Source organism: Terrabacter sp. AAH1 (assembly GCF_054456855.1).
The window spans coordinates 1-17,087 of sequence record NZ_JBTJJV010000023.1; the positions used below are offsets into that span (position 1 = coordinate 1).

Annotated in this window: 14 protein-coding genes; 8 read left to right on the forward strand and 6 right to left on the reverse strand. The window is 72.2% G+C overall.

Annotation, left to right across the window (positions count from 1 at the left end):
- Positions 1–205: 205 nt before the first annotated feature.
- The 6 genes from obgE to ACXR8F_RS20990 form a co-directional block, all read right to left on the reverse strand.
- On the reverse strand, positions 206–1,741 hold the full coding sequence (obgE, locus tag ACXR8F_RS20965; protein ID WP_458803489.1) for a GTPase ObgE: 1,536 nt from the start codon (positions 1,739–1,741) through the stop codon (positions 206–208).
- 133 nt (positions 1,742–1,874) lie between these two features.
- A complete protein-coding gene (gene rpmA, locus ACXR8F_RS20970; RefSeq protein ID WP_045190101.1) occupies positions 1,875–2,144 on the reverse strand; it encodes a 50S ribosomal protein L27 in 270 nt (89 codons plus the stop codon).
- Positions 2,145–2,191: 47 nt separating this feature from the next.
- Positions 2,192–2,500 (reverse strand): 50S ribosomal protein L21, encoded by a 309-nt coding sequence (gene rplU / locus ACXR8F_RS20975; protein WP_045190103.1) that lies wholly within the window; start codon positions 2,498–2,500, stop codon positions 2,192–2,194.
- A gap of 124 nt (positions 2,501–2,624) precedes the next feature.
- Positions 2,625–5,987, reverse strand: a complete 3,363-nt coding sequence (locus ACXR8F_RS20980; protein WP_458803492.1) for an Rne/Rng family ribonuclease — start codon at positions 5,985–5,987, stop codon at positions 2,625–2,627.
- A gap of 210 nt (positions 5,988–6,197) precedes the next feature.
- On the reverse strand, positions 6,198–6,971 hold the full coding sequence (locus ACXR8F_RS20985; protein ID WP_045190105.1) for a TIGR03936 family radical SAM-associated protein: 774 nt from the start codon (positions 6,969–6,971) through the stop codon (positions 6,198–6,200).
- A gap of 36 nt (positions 6,972–7,007) precedes the next feature.
- On the reverse strand, positions 7,008–7,784 hold the full coding sequence (locus tag ACXR8F_RS20990; protein WP_458803494.1) for a lysophospholipid acyltransferase family protein: 777 nt from the start codon (positions 7,782–7,784) through the stop codon (positions 7,008–7,010).
- 89 nt (positions 7,785–7,873) lie between these two features.
- On the opposite strand from ACXR8F_RS20990, the gene ACXR8F_RS20995 reads away from it, so the two are divergent.
- From ACXR8F_RS20995 to ACXR8F_RS21030, 8 genes are all read left to right on the forward strand, one after another.
- Positions 7,874–9,181, forward strand: a complete 1,308-nt coding sequence (locus ACXR8F_RS20995) for a DUF2207 family protein (protein ID WP_458803496.1) — start codon at positions 7,874–7,876, stop codon at positions 9,179–9,181.
- A gap of 107 nt (positions 9,182–9,288) precedes the next feature.
- Entirely contained in the window at positions 9,289–11,955 is a 2,667-nt protein-coding gene (gene valS, locus ACXR8F_RS21000) for a valine--tRNA ligase (RefSeq protein ID WP_458803498.1), read from the forward strand.
- Between the two features lie 92 nt (positions 11,956–12,047).
- Positions 12,048–12,827 (forward strand): DUF4129 domain-containing protein, encoded by a 780-nt coding sequence (locus tag ACXR8F_RS21005; protein ID WP_458803500.1) that lies wholly within the window; start codon positions 12,048–12,050, stop codon positions 12,825–12,827.
- Positions 12,824–13,363 (forward strand): hypothetical protein, encoded by a 540-nt coding sequence (locus tag ACXR8F_RS21010; protein ID WP_458803502.1) that lies wholly within the window; start codon positions 12,824–12,826, stop codon positions 13,361–13,363. Before ACXR8F_RS21005 ends, ACXR8F_RS21010 begins: the two co-directional genes overlap by 4 nt.
- 2 nt (positions 13,364–13,365) lie before the next feature.
- Positions 13,366–14,364 (forward strand): AAA family ATPase, encoded by a 999-nt coding sequence (locus ACXR8F_RS21015; RefSeq protein ID WP_045190333.1) that lies wholly within the window; start codon positions 13,366–13,368, stop codon positions 14,362–14,364.
- A gap of 6 nt (positions 14,365–14,370) precedes the next feature.
- Entirely contained in the window at positions 14,371–15,684 is a 1,314-nt protein-coding gene (locus ACXR8F_RS21020; RefSeq protein WP_458803504.1) for a DUF58 domain-containing protein, read from the forward strand.
- A gap of 2 nt (positions 15,685–15,686) precedes the next feature.
- Positions 15,687–16,295, forward strand: a complete 609-nt coding sequence (locus tag ACXR8F_RS21025; protein ID WP_458803506.1) for a hypothetical protein — start codon at positions 15,687–15,689, stop codon at positions 16,293–16,295.
- A 112-nt stretch (positions 16,296–16,407) separates the two neighbouring features.
- Complete coding sequence (locus ACXR8F_RS21030; protein WP_052677202.1) at positions 16,408–17,043, forward strand: TetR/AcrR family transcriptional regulator; 636 nt, start codon at positions 16,408–16,410, stop codon at positions 17,041–17,043.
- Positions 17,044–17,087 lie beyond the last annotated feature (44 nt).

Consider the following 17,087-nt stretch of genomic DNA (forward strand, 5'->3'; position numbering starts at 1 on the left):
CCGCACACTCGCCCAGAACAGCGAGCGCGTCGCAGCACTCACCCCTGAGCTGCCTCTGCTGCCAACCCTCACCGCAACCCCACCTCAGCCCAGGGTGTTGCACCCACCCCATGAACCCAAGCCTCAGGAACTGAGCACGCGACGGGGCCATGCCGTCAGGAAGTGAGCACTCGAGTGGGGTTGGCGTCGAGTGCGCGCTTTCCCGTCAGGCGTCGCCGTCGTCGGAGTCGGCGGCGAGATGCCACAGGCCCGAGCGGCGCTCGGCCTCGAGCTCCTCCTGCGTCGCGGCTCGCGCGGCGTAGCGGTCGCGCTGGGCCTCGCGCTTCTCGTCACGGGTCGGACGCGAGGACTCCGCGAGGCGCAGGTCGGTGCCGCGCGAGCCGAGCAGCTCGGCACCCGCCTGCAGCGTCGGCTCCCAGTCGAAGACGACGGCATCGTCGGTCGCGCCGATGACGACGGTGTCGCCCGCGACGGCCCCGGCCTTGAAGAGCTCGTCCTCGACGCCGAGCCGCCCGAGGCGGTCGGCGAGGTAGCCGACGGCCTCGTCGTTGCTGAAGTCGGTCTGGCGCACCCAGCGGACCGGGCGGTCGCCGGTGACGCGGAAGAAGACGCCGTCGGGGCCGTTCTCCTTCGTGACGGCGAAGCCCTTGTCGTCGACCGACTTCGGCCGGAGCACGACCCGCTTCGGCACCGCCGCCTCGGCCTCGATCTCGGCCCGCGCCTGGTCCACGTGCCGGGCCATCGCAAAGGTGAGCTCGCGCAGGCCCTGGTGGGCGACCGCCGAGACGATGAACACCTCGATGCCGCGCGCCTCGAGGTCGGGCTTGACCATCTCGGCCAGCTCGCGCGCCTCGGGGACGTCGGCCTTGTTGAGCACGACGATGCGGGTGCGCTCGGACAGCGGTCGGCCACCGAGCGAGGCGTCGGGCACGTAGAGCGACAGCTCCTTCTCGATGACGTCGAGGTCGGTCATCGGGTCGCGGCCCGGCTCGAGCGTCGCGCAGTCGATGACGTGCACGAGCACCGAGCAGCGCTCGACGTGGCGCAGGAACTCGAGGCCCAGGCCCTTGCCCTCGTGGGCGCCCGGGATGAGACCCGGCACGTCGGCGATCGTGAACCGGCTCGAACCGGCCGTCACGACGCCGAGGTTCGGCACCAGCGTGGTGAACGGGTAGTCGGCGATCTTCGGCTTGGCCGCCGACAGCACCGACACGAGGGAGGACTTGCCCGCGCTCGGGAACCCGATGAGGGCGACGTCGGCGAGCGACTTCAGCTCGAGCACGACCTCGACGTCCTCGCCCGGCTCACCCAGCAGGGCGAAGCCCGGAGCCTTGCGCCGGGCACTGGCCAGAGCCTTGTTGCCGAGTCCCCCACGGCCGCCCGCGGCGATGACGTGCTCGGTGCCCATGCCGACGAGGTCGACGATGACCTCGCCCGAGCGGTCCTTGACGACGGTCCCCTCCGGCACGGGAAGCACGAGGTCGTCACCGTCGGCGCCGTTGCGCTCATCGCCGGCACCCGGCGCGCCGTTGCCGGCCTTGCGGTGCGGGTGGCGGTGGTACTCGAGCAGCGTCGTCGACTGCGGGTCGACCCGCAGGATGACGGAGCCGCCCCGGCCGCCGTTGCCGCCGTCAGGGCCGCCCAGCGGCTTGAACTTCTCGCGCTTGACGGAGGCCACACCGTGCCCGCCCGCTCCGGCGCTGAGGTGCAGCACCACGCGGTCGACGAAGGTCACTGCCATGGGAGGTCACTCTTCCAGATCAGGGTGGCCCACCGGCATACGCGATGACGTATGCCGGGTGGGCCGGGAAAGGCGGAAGGGCGGGCCACGCGGGCCCGCCCTTCCGAAGAAAGCTCAGTGCGTGATCAGGTGATCACTCAGCAGCGGCGGTCTCGACCTGCTCGATGTTGACCGTCTTGCGGCCGCGCTTGGTGCCGAACTTGACGGCGCCGGCGACGAGGGCGAAGAGCGTGTCGTCGCCACCGCGACCGACACCCTCACCCGGGTGGAAGTGCGTGCCGCGCTGACGGACGAGGATCTCGCCCGCGTTGACCTTCTGGCCACCGAAACGCTTGACGCCGAGGAACTGTGCGTTCGAGTCGCGACCGTTGCGGGTCGAGGACGCACCCTTCTTGTGTGCCATGTCAGTTACTCCTTGAGAGGTTCTGTGCCGAGCCGGTCAGGCGTCGATCACGCGGTGATGTCAGTGATCTTGACCTGGGTCAGCGGCTGACGGTGGCCCTGACGCTTGCGGTAGCCGGTCTTGTTCTTGTACTTCATGATGACGATCTTGGGGCCCTTGGCGGCCTTGACGACCTCGGCCTTGACCGACACCTTCGACAGCTTGTCGGCGTCGGACGTGACGGTCGTGCCGTCAACGAGGAGCAGCGGCGTGAGCTCGATGGCATCGCCGGGCTGACCCGTCACCTTGTCGACGAGCAGGACATCGCCCACCGACACCTTCTCCTGGCGACCGCCAGCGCGAACAATCGCGTACACAGTGAAACTCACTCTCTCATCAGGGTTCGGAACGCCGCTTTCGGCACCGGCCCGTCAACACGGGCCCGGTGGGCGCACCAAGGAACAAGATTACCGGCTGGGACGGCCCAGCTCCAAACCGAGGTCAGGCCTGGCTCGACGGGCCTGACCCACCGGTCGCACGCGGCGGCCCGGCAGGGGCCACCACCCGGCCGCGACGACGTCGGCCACGCGCTGCCGGCTGCACGTCCACGACGGCCTCGACCCGGGTCGGGCCCTGCGAGTCGACCGACGCGGCGACGGGCACCTCGGCCGGCTCCTCGGTGGGCGTCTCGGTGGGCGTGTCGGTGGGCGTCTCGGTGGGCGTGTCGGTGGGCGTCTCGGTGGGCGTCTCGTCGGTGACGTCGGACTCCAGCTCGACGTGCGAGTCACCCTGAGTGGCCTGGTCGTCGGACGCACCCTCGTGGGCGTCGTCACCGGACCAGGGCCCGGAGTCCTCGGGGAACGCGTGCGGGTGCCCGTCGGCCTTCGCCCCGGCTGCGACCTCGGCTGCCACCTCCGCCTTGACCTCGGCGATGGCCTCCTCGGCCGCCTCACCGGCGGGCTGGCCCGAGGCACTCTTGAGCGCCGCCGCGTGGGCAGCCGCGGCGATCTGCGCCGCCGTGGGCCCGCTCGGCTTGCTCTCGGCGTGGCCGGGGGCCTGCTGGCCGTTGCCCTGCGAGCCGCCCTGACCGGAGCCCTGGTTGCCGCCGGACGAGCTGCCGCCCTGACCGCCCTGGCCGCCACCCTGACCGCCCTGACCGCGCCCACGCCGGCGGCTGCTGCTGCCGCCCCCGTCGCCCTGGCCGGACTCGTGCTGGTGCGCGCCGCGGTCGACCGGGTCGGCGTGGATGATGAAGCCGCGCCCGTTGCAGTGCTCGCACGTCTCGGAGAAGACCTCGATGAGGCCCGAGCCCACCCGCTTGCGCGTCATCTGGACGAGGCCGAGCGAGGTGACCTCGGCGACCTGGTGCTTGGTGCGGTCACGGCCGAGGCACTCGAGCAGGCGCCGGACGACGAGCTCGCGGTTGCTCTCGAGCACCATGTCGATGAAGTCGATGACGATGATGCCGCCGATGTCGCGCAGCCGGAGCTGGCGCACGATCTCCTCGGCCGCCTCGATGTTGTTCTTGGTGACGGTCTCCTCGAGGTTGCCACCCGAGCCGACGAACTTGCCGGTGTTGACGTCGACGACCGTCATCGCCTCGGTGCGGTCGATGACGAGCGAGCCACCGCTGGGCAGCCAGACCTTGCGGTCCATCGCCTTGGAGAGCTGCTCGTCGACGCGGTGGTGCGTGAAGAGGTCCTCCTCCGCCGTCCACTTCGTGACGCGGTCGGCGAGGTCGGGAGCGACTGCGCTGATGTAGGGGTGGATCTCGTTCCACGCCTGGTCGCCGGCGACGACGAGCTGCTTGAAGTCCTCGTTGAAGACGTCACGGATGACGCGCACCGTGAGGTCGGGCTCGCCGTGGAGGAGCATCGGGGCCTGGCCGCCGCCGGTCGCGGAGCCCGAGCCGCCGTTCTTCTTCTTGCCCTTGCTCTTGCCGGCACGAGGGGTCGACGAGGCCTCGGCCTTGGCCTGGATGTCCTCCCACGTACGCGTCAGGCGCTCGACGTCGGCGCGCAGCTCCTCCTCGCTCGCCCCCTCGGCCGCGGTGCGCACGATGACGCCCGCCGAGTCCGGGACGACCTCGCGGAGGATCTTCTTCAGGCGCGCCCGCTCGGTGTCGGGCAGCTTGCGGCTGATGCCGGTCATCGAGCTGTTGGGCACGTAGACGAGGTAGCGGCCGGGCAGTGAGATCTGCGAGGTCAGACGCGCGCCCTTGTGGCCGATGGGGTCCTTCGTCACCTGGACGAGCACCGTCTGGCCGGAGCTCAGGGCGTTCTCGATGCGCTTGGGCTGGTTGGCCTCGAGACCGGCGGCATCCCAGTTGACCTCACCGGCGTAGAGCACGGCGTTGCGACCCTTGCCGATGTCGACGAAGGCGGCCTCCATCGAGGGCAGCACGTTCTGGACGCGGCCGAGGTAGATGTTGCCGGCCATCGACACGTTCGTGGCCTGGTCGATGTAGTGCTCGACGAGGACGCCGTCCTCGAGCACACCCATCTGGGTGCGACCGTCCTTGTTGCGCACCACCATGACACGGTCGACGGCCTCGCGGCGGGCGAGGAACTCGGCCTCGGTGATGATCGTGCGGCGACGCCCGGCCTCGCGGCCCTCGCGGCGGCGCTGCTTCTTGGCCTCGAGGCGGGTCGAGCCCTTGACCGCCACCGGCTCGTCGCTCTGGGCCCGCGGCTGGCGCAGGCGGGTGGACACGTTGGGGCTGTCGTCACCCGCGTCGGAGGAGGAGCCCGCACGGCGACGACGCCGGCGACGGCGGCTCGAGCCACCCTCGTCGTCGCCCTCGCCCTCGCCATCGGCCGAGTCGCCGGCCGACTCCACGTCGGACTCGTCGCGGTCTCCCGCATCGGCGGAGGAGCGGCGCGAACCGCCCTCGTCGTCGGCCTCGTCAGCTGTCTGGTCCTGCGACTCGTCCTCGTCGGAGGCGCGACCCCGGCGGCCCTTGCCACCACGACGGCGGCGCGAGCGTCGAGGGGCGTCGTCGTCGGGCTGCTCGTCGACTGGGCCCCGCTCGTCGGCGGCCTGCGGCTCCTCGACCTCCTCGACGTCCTCGGCGTCCTCGGCGGCCTCGGCAGGCTGGGGAGCCTGCTCGGGCGCGGAGGCCGCGCGGCGGCGTCGGGTCGGCGCCGCCTTGGACGCGTCGGGGGCCTGGAAGAGGACGCTGAAGCTGGGGACCACCGCCGCGGGGCGGTCGTCGTCGCCCGAGTCGTCGCTGCCCTTCGCGCCGAAGATCGCCTCGGGCTCCTCCGTCTCGTCGAGCGCCTCGACGTCGACGAGCGACGCGGGGTCCAGCGGTGCGTCCGTGGGCGCCTCGGTCTGTGTCTCGGTCAGGCCCTCGGTCAGGCCCTCGGTCAGGCGCTCGGCCACGGCGTCGGTCGGCGCCTCGGCGGGGTCGGAGGACCCCACCTCTGCCATGAGCTCCTCGAGGGCCGCGGCGGCACGGTCTGCCTTGGTGGTGCGGGATCCGCGCCTCGAGGTCGCCTTCGCGGCCGGTGCCACCTCACCGGCGTCGGCGGCCTTCTTGCGAGTGGCGCGCTTGCGGGCCGGACGCTTGGTGTCGGTGGTGTCGGTGGTGTCGGTGGTGTCGGTGGTGTCGGCGGCCTCCGCAGGCGCCGCTCCGGTGTCACCGACCTGACCACCGGCCTCGGCAGCGGCCTCCGCCTCCTGCACGGGTGCCGGCTCGAGGGCCGGCTCGGCGGCGGCTGCCTTCTTCGTCGTGCGGCGCGTGGCTCGACGACGGGGGGCCTTCTCGGCCGCGAACAGCGTGTCGTCGCCCGCGCTGTCGCGGACGCTCTCGCCGAAGCCCTCGCCGGAGTTCTCGCCGTTGGTGTTGTCGTTGGGTGCCATCAGGCAGTCTCCCGTCAGGTGCGGTGTGACCCACACGCCGGCCGGGGCCGTCAACACCGCACGAGTGCGGTTGCAGTCGTCGCGCCGCGAGTGCGGCGGGACGGAAGTCGTCTCGCTACACCCGAAAACGGTTCGCGCTGGGCGCGGCCCCGTGATCGAATGCCGTCGGCGTTCTCGTCGGCAACCGCTTCGCCGTCATGACCTGGTGGGTCATTCCAACGGGTCGGTCACCCTCGCGGTTGCGGTGTCGAGCGGTCCCTGCGCCAGACGCGTCACCAGTGGCGGACGCGGAGGCTGCAGGTCGGCGATCTCACGCAGCGCGGTCAGAATGTCGTCGGGGCGTACAGCAGGTGTGGTGTGCCGTACGACCATGCGCAGTATCGCACAGTCGTCGCCGACAACGTGAGTCGCCACGACGTCCGTGAGCGCGTCGGCAGAGGTCGTCACGCGTGCCGACACGATGGATCCACGCACGTCGAAGGTGCGCGGACCCGACTTCGTCATGCGTGTCACCTCGGCCGTGTCGCGGGCCAGCAACGCCTGGACGGCGGTCTCGAGGACCTCGACGGGGAGCCCCGCGAACTCGAGCACCCAGTCGCTCGCCTCGAGGCGGTCGGCGAGCGCGCCGGGCGCCGCCTCGACGACCTGGAGGATGTCGATGCCGTCGGGAAGGGCCTCGTCCAGCGCCTCCCGCACCGACTCGACGTCGACGCGCTGCGTCACCGAGATCTCGAAGTACTCCGCCTCGCTCGCCGTGCCCGTGGCCGCGGCGTTCGCATAGCTGATCTTCGGGTGCGGGTGGAAGCCCGCGGAGAACGCCATCGGCACGTCCGCGCGGCGCAGGGCGCGCTCGAGCGCACGCTGGAAGTCGCGGCTCGAGGTGAACCGCAGGCGCCCCCGCTTCGTGTAGCGGATCCGGAGCTTCTGGACCGCGGGGTCCGGGGCCGGACCCTCGGGGACGCGCTGACGTGCCTGACGAGCCATGCCCGGAAGGCTACCGGCGCGGCGGAGGTGCCCCTGTCACGCCTCGGACGAGAAGCCGCGCCGCTCGTCGGCGCGACGCTGCCGCTCGGCCGACTCGGCCTCGTCGAGCCGGGTCGCCTCGGCGAGCGTCGGGGCGGTGCCGCCCATGCTCGCCGGGAGGTACTTGAGGTCGGGACCGGTGAGCGGCTCGTAGGCGGCCCGGGCGACGTCGAGCATGTGCGCCATGACCGCCTTGTAGCGGGCGGTCACCTCCTCGGGGTCGGCGTCGGCGGCGACCGGGATGGGCTCGCCGACCGACATGATGATCGGCACGTTGGTGCGCCCGAGGCGCTTCGGGTGCCCCTTGGTCCAGACCCGCTGCGAGCCCCAGATGACCACGGGGAGGATCGGCACCCCGGCCTCGGCGGCCATCCGGGCAGCGCCCGTCTTGAAGTCCTTGAGCTCGAACGAGCGCGAGATCGTGGCCTCCGGGAAGACCCCGACGATCTCCCCCGCCTTGAGCGCGTCGACGGCGGCGGCATACGACGCCGCCCCCGCGGTGCGGTCGACGGGAATGTGCTTCATGCCGCGCATGAGGGGGCCGCTGACGGGGTGCGAGAACACGCCGTCCTTGGCCATGAACCGCACGAGCCGGCCCGACTTCTGCGCCGCGAGGCCCGCGTAGGCGAAGTCCATGTAGCCCGTGTGGTTGACGACCATGACGGCGCCGCCGGTGCGCGGCACGTTGTCGTCGCCGAGGATGGTGAACTTGAGTCCCTGCATGGCGAACACCCCGCGGGCGAAGCCGATGACGGACGAGTAGACGGGCTCCATGGGGACACTCTGCCCTGCGCGGCTACGCTTCGGCACGCCGGTGGCCCCGCGCGCCTCGCGGGCCCCGGCTGACGACAGGGGACGACGTGATGAGCATCACCTGGCCGGGGGTCGGGCCGATGGTCGGGCAGGCCGGCGCGTATGCCGCCGCGCCGGCCCTCGTGGACCGCCAGACCTTCGTGGGTGCCACGGCCCTCGGGCTCGTGCCGCTCGCGCTGGCTGGTCTCGTCGTCCTCGTCAAGTGGTGGCGCGGCCGCGACGAGGTGTTCGACGCCGTCACCCCCGGGCTGGTGCCCGACGACCCGGCCCACGCCCCTCGCCACCGGGTGCGAGGCGGGGAGTGGTCGGGCGTGGTCGCCCCCGCTTTCGCTCCCCCACGCGACGTGCGGCCCGGCGTCGTCGGCACGGTCGTGGACGGCGTCGCGCACGCCCACGACGTGAGCGCGACGGTGGTCGACCTCGCGGTGCGCGGCTGGTTCCGGATCGTCGAGGTCGGCGCCGACGCCAGCCGCGAGCGCGACCCCGAGCCCGGCTCGGCCGACCGGGCCACGGACACGGGTCGGGGCCGGCCCCGGGACTGGGAGCTGCGTCGAGCCGCCAGTCCGCCCGCCGAGTCACCCACGGCCTTCGAGCAGCTGCTCCTGGACCGACTCTTCGAGGGGCGCGACACCGTGCGGCTCTCAAGCCTCGAGGGCTCGTTCGCGATGACGATGCGCGAGGCCCAGGTCGGCCTCTACCGCGAGGTCGTCGACCGCGGCTGGTACGCCCGGCACCCGCGGGCCCGCAACGGACGCACCCGAGCGGTCGGCCTCGTCGTGCTCGTCCCCCTCACCCTCGTCGCGGCGGTCGTCCTCGCCACCGACCTCGCCGACGCGCACGACTGGTCCCTCACGCCGCTGCTCGTGGGACTCGTCCTCGCCCTCGTCACCCTCGCCCGCTGGGGCGGGGCGCGCACGCCGCGCACCGCGGAGGGCAGCGCGCTGCGCATCCAGGCGCTCGGCTTTCGCGAGTACCTCGCGACCGCCGAGGCCGACCGCCTCCGCTTCGAGGAGAAGCGCGCCCTGCTCAGCAGCTACCTGCCGTATGCCGTCGCGTTCGGCCTGACCGGCCACTTCGCAGGGCTGCTGCGCGAGCTGGCGAAGGACAGCCACTGGACCGACTACGTCGACGGGCTCGACTGGTACGACTTCGGCGGCGACGGCGGCGACGTCTCCCTCGGCGACGCCCTGACGGACTTCGGCGACGCCGCGGGCGACCTGGGCGATCTCGACGTCGGCGACGTCTTCGACGGCGTCGACGGCTTCACCGACGCCACCGACTCGCTCTTCTCGTTCGAGGGTCTGTCCGGGTGCGGCGACGGGCTCGACGGCTGCGACCTGCCCGGCTGCGACTTCTGACGGGACGGGCGACGGCGGACACGGAACGCAGCCGCTCACCCGGCGGGACGGCATACGCCCTGAAAGCCGGTCGAGGGCACCCTCTCGCCCATGGAAGGATTGGGCGCATGACTGACGCACCCGCCACCACCGACTCTCGGATCCCCGAGCGGCCCTCGCTCGACGGCCTCGAGGAGAAGTGGATGCAGGTATGGGCGCAGGAGGGCACCTACTCGTTCGACCGCGCCAAGGCGCTCGCCGCGCCGCGCGACCAGGTCTTCGCCATCGACACCCCACCACCGACGGCCAGCGGCTCGCTCCACGTCGGGCACGTGTTCTCCTACACGCACACCGACTGCATGGCGCGCTACAAGCGCATGCAGGGCTTCGAGGTCTTCTACCCGATCGGCTGGGACGACAACGGGCTGCCGACCGAGCGTCGTGTGCAGAACTACTACGGCGTGCGCGGTGACGCGACGCTGCCCTACGTCGAGGGCTACGAGCCGCCGTTCACCGAGGGCGTCGACGCCAAGGGCAAGGCGATCAAGCCGGCCGACCAGCAGGCGATCAGCCGCAAGAACTTCATCGAGCTCTGCGACATCCTCACCGTCAAGGACGAGGTCACCTTCGAGTCGCTCTTCCGCCGCCTCGGCTTCTCGCTCGACTGGAACATCACGTACCGCACCATCGACGAGCGCTCGCGCGCCGTCGCGCAGCAGGCTTTCCTGCGCAACCTGGAGCGCGGCGAGGCCTACCAGAGCGAGGCACCGGGCCTGTGGGACGTGACGTTCCAGACCGCGGTGGCGCAGGCCGAGCTCGAGGCCCGCGACTACCCGGGCGCCTACCACCGGGTGGCGTTCCACCGCGCGGGAGGCGAGCCCGTCCACATCGAGACGACCCGTCCCGAGCTCATCCCGTCGGTGGTGGCCCTCATCGCGCACCCTGACGACGAGCGCTACCAGCCGCTCTTCGGCACGACCGTGACCTCGCCCCTCTTCGGCGTCGAGGTGCCGGTGCTCGCCCACCCCGCCGCCGAGATGGACAAGGGCGCCGGCATCGCCATGTGCTGCACGTTCGGTGACCTCACCGACGTGATGTGGTGGCGCGAGCTGCAGCTGCCGATCCGCTCGCTCATCACCCGCAACGGCCGCCTGCAGGCCGAGACCCCCGAGTGGATCGCCGGCGGCCCGGGCGAGGCCCTCTACGCCGAGTCGCTCGCCACCAAGACCACCTTCAGCGCCCGCGAGGCCGTCGTCGCGGCGCTGCGCGAGTCGGGCGACCTCGACGGCGAGCCGCAGAAGACACAGCGCAAGGCGAACTTCTACGAGAAGGGCGACAAGCCGCTCGAGATCGTCACGTCGCGCCAGTGGTACATCCGAAACGGTGGCCGGGAGGAGTCCCTCCGCGGCAAGCTCGTCGGCATGGGCGACGCCGTGGACTTCCACCCCGCCTTCATGCGCTCGCGCTACAAGAACTGGGTCGAGGGCCTCAACGGTGACTGGCTCATCTCGCGCCAGCGCTTCTTCGGCGTCCCGTTCCCGGTCTGGTACCCGCTCGACGCCGAGGGCGAGACCGACTACGACCACCCCATCGTCGCCCCCGAGGCGTCGCTCCCGGTCGACCCGCAGGTCGACGTGCCGCTGGGCTACGACGAGTCGCAGCGTGGCGTGCCCGGTGGCTTCGTCGCCGACCCCGACATCATGGACACCTGGGCCACGTCGTCGCTGACGCCCCAGATCGCGGCCGGCTGGCCGGTGCGCGAGGGCGCCCCCGACGGCGAGCGCCTCGGCTCCGACGAGTCGCTGTTCGGCTCGATCTTCCCCTACGACATGCGCCCCCAGGGGCACGACATCATCCGCACGTGGCTCTTCGCCACCGTCACGCGGTCGTTCTTCGAGCACGGCGTCGCACCGTGGCGCCACGCCGCCATCAGCGGCTGGATCCTCGACCCCGACCGCAAGAAGATGAGCAAGTCCAAGGGCAACGCCGAGACGCCCGAGGACGTCGTCAAGGCCAACGGCGCCGACGCCGTGCGCTACTGGGCGGCCTCCGGTCGCCTCGGCACCGACGCCGCCTACGACACCGGCCAGATGAAGGTCGGGCGCCGGCTCGCGATCAAGGTGCTCAACGCGAGCAAGTTCGCTCTCGGCTTCGGTGACGTGTCGGGCGACCTGCGCTCCGCGGTCACGAACCCCCTCGACCTGTCGATGCTCGCGGCGCTCGCCGACGTCGTCGAGAAGGCGACGCAGGGCTTCGAGGGCTGGGACTACACGCGTTCGCTCGAGGTCACCGAGACCTTCTTCTGGACCTTCTGCGACGACTACCTCGAGCTCGTCAAGGACCGCGCCTACGGCGGTCAGGGTGACGAGGCGGCGGCAAGCGCCCGCGCCGCGCTGCGCCTCGCGCTCGAGACGCTGCTGCGCCTGCTCGCGCCCTTCATCCCCTACGCCACCGAGGAGGTCTGGTCGTGGTTCGGCGAGGGCTCGGTGCACCGCCAGTCCTGGCCGACGCGCGACGAGCTGCCGTCCGGCGGCGACGCCGCGGTGCTGCCCGCGGTCGGTGCGGCCCTGGCCGGCGTCCGCAAGGTCAAGTCCGAGGCCAAGGTCGGCATGCGCGCCGAGGTGCGCACCATGACCCTCGTGGCGCCGGCCGCCTCCGTCGAGCGCATCCGTGCCGCCGAGGCCGACCTGCGCGCGAGCGGTCGCATCAGCGAGCTCACGTACGCCGAGGGCGACTCCGTCGAGGTGCGTGACGCCGAGCTCGTCCCCGTCGAGAAGTCGCCCGCCAAGGCGTGAACGACCCCTCGTTGCCGTCCCGACCTCTCGGGACGGCAACGATCTGACGCCAATCCGGGTGGGCGCGACCTCGCTGGCATAGGGTTTCGCGCATGTCGAGGCGGGGGGTGCAGCTGAGCATCGCCGTCGGTGCCGTCGTCATGGCCGCACTGGTCGTGGCGTCCACCGGCCGCCCGCTGCCGCTCCTGTCGAGGCCGTCCGCCTTCGTACCGACGGTCCCCCCGGTGCCCACCGCGACGCGGACCTTCGACACGAACGCCCTGCCGTCCGCAACGGTCACCACCGACACGGCTCCCTTCGAGCCCTCGCCGTTCCTCATCGCCCTCGTGCAGATCTTCCTCGTGGGGACGGTCCTGGTCGTGCTGCTCGCCTTCGCGCGGCTGCTCGTGGCACTGCTGCGCAAGCCGCACCTGGTCGTGCACGAGGAGCCGACCTTCGCCGTGCCGCTCGTGCCTGCCGAGCTCCTCGAGGCGGCGCGGGAGCGGCTGCGCGACCTCGAGTCCGGTGAGCCCCGCAACGCCATCGTCGCGGCCTGGCTCGACCTCGAGGGGTCCGCGGCTGCGACGGGCCTGCCGCGACAGGCGGCCGAGACGTCGACCGAGTACACCGAACGCGTCATCACCGTGTGGGCGGTCGACCGCGAGCGCCTCGCCGACCTCGCGGCTCTCTACCGTGAGGCGCGCTTCTCGGTGCACCCGCTGGGCGAGGGGCACCGCGCGCGGGCGATCGGCGACCTCCGAATCCTCATCGCCGACCTCGAGCGGGTCGCGGACGAGCAGGCGAGCGTCGCCGAGTCGGCACGTGCCAGCTCGACGAACGGTGCCGGGGCGTCCGCGCGTGGGGTCGGCCGACCCGACGAGGGGGCGCCGTGAGCGTGCGGACGGCGACCATCGCCGCCCTCCGAGAGGCGCTGCGGCCGTGGAAGCGGCGGCTCGCGGGCCTCGTGGCCGTGTGGGCGGGGATCGCCCTGCTCACTGCCGCCCTGGGCCTGCAGCCCGACGTGCCAGGCCTGCTCGCGATCCTGGTCGCCGTGGCGCTGATCGTCTGGCAGGTGCTCGACCACACGGCGCCGCAGCACCTCACCGTCTGGCCACTCGTCGACAGCGAGCTCGGCAGCCTGGGACGCGGCAACGACTTCCGGGTGGCCAACCTCGCCGGCCGGCTCGAGGCCGCCGACACCCGGGGCGAGGGCCGCGAGTCGCTCGTCCACGACCTGCACCTGCAGCTGCAGGTGCTCATCCGCGAACGGCTCTTCGCCAAGCACGGCATCATCGCCGAGGAGGAGCCGAAGTGGGCCCAGGGGGTCACGCCGCCCGACCTCTGGGACCTCCTCGTGGGGCTGCCGCCGACCGACCTCTACCGTCCGCAGCGACTCGACCCCATCCTCCGACGAATCGAGCAGTGGTGACCATGACCGACATGCCCGTGATGCCTCTCTCCCGCGTCAGCCAGCGCAGCCGCGCGGTCCTCGACGAGGTCGGACGCGCCGTCGTCGGCAAGGACGAGGCGCTGCGCCTGGTGCTCGCCGGCATCCTCGCCGGGGGCCACGTGCTCATGGAGGACTTCCCCGGCCTCGGCAAGACGCTGGCCGCCCGCAGCTTCGCGCAGACCCTCGGGCTGGAGTTCAAGCGGGCCCAGTTCACGCCCGACCTGCTGCCCGGCGACATCACGGGCTCGTTCATCTACGACCAGCGGGCGGGCGACTTCGAGTTCCGCGCGGGCCCGCTCTTCGCCGGGCTGCTCCTCGCCGACGAGATCAACCGCACGCCTCCGAAGACGCAGGCGGCCCTGCTCGAGGCGATGCAGGAGAAGCAGGTCACCGTCGAGGGTCGCACCTTCCAGCTCCCCCGGCCCTTCCACGTGCTCGCCACCGCCAACCCCGTCGAGTACGAGGGCACCTACCCCCTGCCCGAGGCCCAGCTCGACCGCTTCCTCATGCGCATCTCGTTCGGGTACCCCTCGCTCGACGAGGAATGGCAGATCCTCGCCAACCGGATGGCGCGGCAGCAGGAGGAGCAGCAGCTGCGGGCCGTCGTCGACGCCGAGACGCTCCTGCAGATGCAGGCCGCGATCGAGGCGACCGTCGTCGACGAGTCGGTCGGCCGCTACTGCGTCGCCCTCGCCGCCGCAACGCGTGGCCACGGCGACGTCCTCATGGGCGCCTCGCCGCGCGGTGCGCTCGGCCTGCTGCTCTGCTCCCGGGCGTATGCCGTGGTCGACGGTCGCGACTACGTCACCCCCGAGGACGTCAAGGCGGTGGCCGTGCCGGTGCTGGCCCATCGCATCACCGTCAAGCCGGAGCTGTGGATGAGCAACGCCTCGGGGGCGGCGGTCGTCGAGAGCCTGCTGCGCACGGTGGCGACGCCGTCGGCACGCGAGGCCGTGGTGCCGGGCCCGTCGGCGGGCTGACCGGCCGTGACCAGCTGGCGCCCCCATCGCACCTCCTCGCGCCGACTCGGCACGTGGGAGCCGACGGCTGCCCACCAGCGGGCGATCCTGCTGGGGTCCGCGGGCGCGGTCACCGCGGTGCTGGGCCGGCGCCCCGACCTGCTCGTCATCGTCACGCCCCTCGTCGTGGCCGCCGTCTGGGGGCACCTGACCCGGCCCCGCGCCGAGGTGACCGGGACGGCCCGGCTCGGCGAGTCGACCCTGCGCGAGGGGTCGGTGACCGGCCTCTACGTGCACACGGAACCGGAAATGCCCGACGTGCACGGGGTCGTGACCGTCGCGCGCGTCCCGTGGATGGACCGCAAGCCGTCGAGCGGCATCGCCGAGCTCGACGACGGGTCGGCCACCATCGGTCTGCGCTCGACCCGGTGGGGTCGTCGCCGCATCGGCACGGTGAGCATCACCCTGTTCAGCTCGTGGGGAGCGTTCCGGGCCGGGCCGGTCGACCTGCCCGACCTCGACGCGGCCACGCTCCCGGTGCCGGCCGCGTTCGACGCGAGCGCGCCGACGCCGCACCCCCGGGGGATCGTCGGCCTCAACCGCTCCAACCGGCCCGGCTCCGGGTCCGAGTTCAACACGATCCGCCCGTTCCACCCTGGCGACCGGCTGCGCCGGATCCACTGGCCGGTCTCGATGCGCACGGGGACCCTGCACGTGGCATCGACGTTCACCGACGAGGACGCCCACGTCTTCCTGCTCGTCGACTGCTTCAGCGACCTCGGCCCCCGAGAGGGCATCGACGGGCGCCCGACGAGCCTCGACGTCACCGTGCGGGCGGCGGGCGCGATCAGCGAGCACTTCCTGCGCAGCAACGACCGGCTGACCCTGCGCACCGTCGGCGCTGCCGAGGTGCCCACCCTGGGGGTCGGCTCCGGGACGAACCACCTTCGGCGCGTCCTCGACACGCTCGCCACGATCGTGCCGGCGACCGAGCGGCGCGACACCGGCGAGCACGCGATCCGCGGGGTCGACCCGGCGGCCCTCTGCCTCGTGCTGTCGCCGCTCGTCGAGGCGACCATGGTGAAGCTGGCGCACACGCTCGCCGCCCGCGGCATGACGGTCGTCGTCGTCGACACCTTCCCCGACCATCTGGTGCACGACCCGAAGAGCATCTACCAGGCGCTCGCGTGGCGCATCCGACTGCTCGGGCGCGAGGCCGACGTGCACAACCTCCGGATGCGCGGCGTGCCGGTCGTGCCGTGGCGCGGCCCCGGGTCGCTCGACAACGTGCTGCGCGACATCGCGCGCCGCGCCTCCGCGCCCCGGATGGCGAGGCGATGACCGTGCCCCAGGCACCGATCGGGCCCCGGACGCCCGACGGGCACCCGGACGCCCACCCGGCAGTCCACCCGGTGCGCCGCACGCTCAGCTTCGGCTCCGGCCCCGAGTGGTCCCTCAGCCAGCTCGGCGCGACGGCCGCGGCGATGGGTGGCGTGCTCGTCTACCTCGTCAGCCTGTGGCTCGCCGCCGGCGGCTTCGACGCCGTCTGGTGGTCCCTCGTCCTGCTGCCGTTGCTGACGATGATGTGGGCCGGCTCGGCCGCGCCGCTCCTCTACTGGGGACTGCTGCTGTTCGGATGGTTCACCCTCACCCCTGCCGGCTCCTTCTCGTGGTGGTCGCTGCCCGCTGCGGCGGGATGCGTGGTGGGCCACGCGGCCACGGCCCTGTCCGCGTCGTCGCCGCCGGCCGGCTCGTTCACGACGCGCACCGGCCGCCGCTGGTTGCGCCACACCTGGGTGGCCTTCCTCGCGGCCGTGCCCGTCACACTGCTCGCGGGGCTGCTGGCCGGGCGCTCGAACCCGCTCAGCCCGGCGGCATACGTGATCGGTCTGCTCGGCGTGTCGGTCGCGGTCTGGCTCATGCGCACGAGCCCGCCGCTCGAGCACCAGTGAATCCCCTTCCCCCGGGTCCGGGACGGAAGGCGCTTGCACTTCGGTGAGACGCGATCTACTCTTCGGATGAAACGAAACAGTTTCGTTTCATCCATCGGAGAGTGAGGACGGGATGAGCACGAGCGCAGACGCGACCGGGGCGCAGCCCGCCAGTCGCCCTCGCGTGGCCGGCGACCGCGAGGTCGAGATCCTCGAGTCGGCGATCGACGTGCTGCGCGACCTCGGCTACGACCGACTGACCTTCGATGCGGTGGCCACGGCGGCGCGGGCGTCCAAGGCGACGCTCTACCGGCGCTGGCCGCACAAGCGTGACCTGGTCATCGACGCCGTGGGCCTCTTCGTCGACTGTCCTGCCGAGCAGGACCCCGACACCGGCTCGCTCCGTGGCGACCTGCTCGCACAGGCGTGCGCCGACGGCGGCCTCGACGACGAGGTCGTCCTCGGCACGTGGAGCGCCCTGCTCCCCGTCATCCACCGCGAGCCCGAGCTGGCCCGCGGCATCCACGAGCGGTTCGTGGCCCCGAAGATCGCGGCCGCCCGCACCGTCTTCGAGAACGCCCGGGGCCGGGGCGAGGTGGGCGCCGACGCCGACCTCGACACCCTGCTCATGATCCTGCCGTCCCTGTCGATCCACGAGGCGCTGCTCTCGGGGAGGCGGCCGGGGCCGGAGCGCATCGCCGAGTTCGTCGACGCCGTCGTCCTCCCGGCCTGCGCCGCCACCCTCGCCCCCGCGCCCGAGGCGCGCTGACCGGGCACCCGACCAACAGCACCACCGCACCAAAGCACGACACG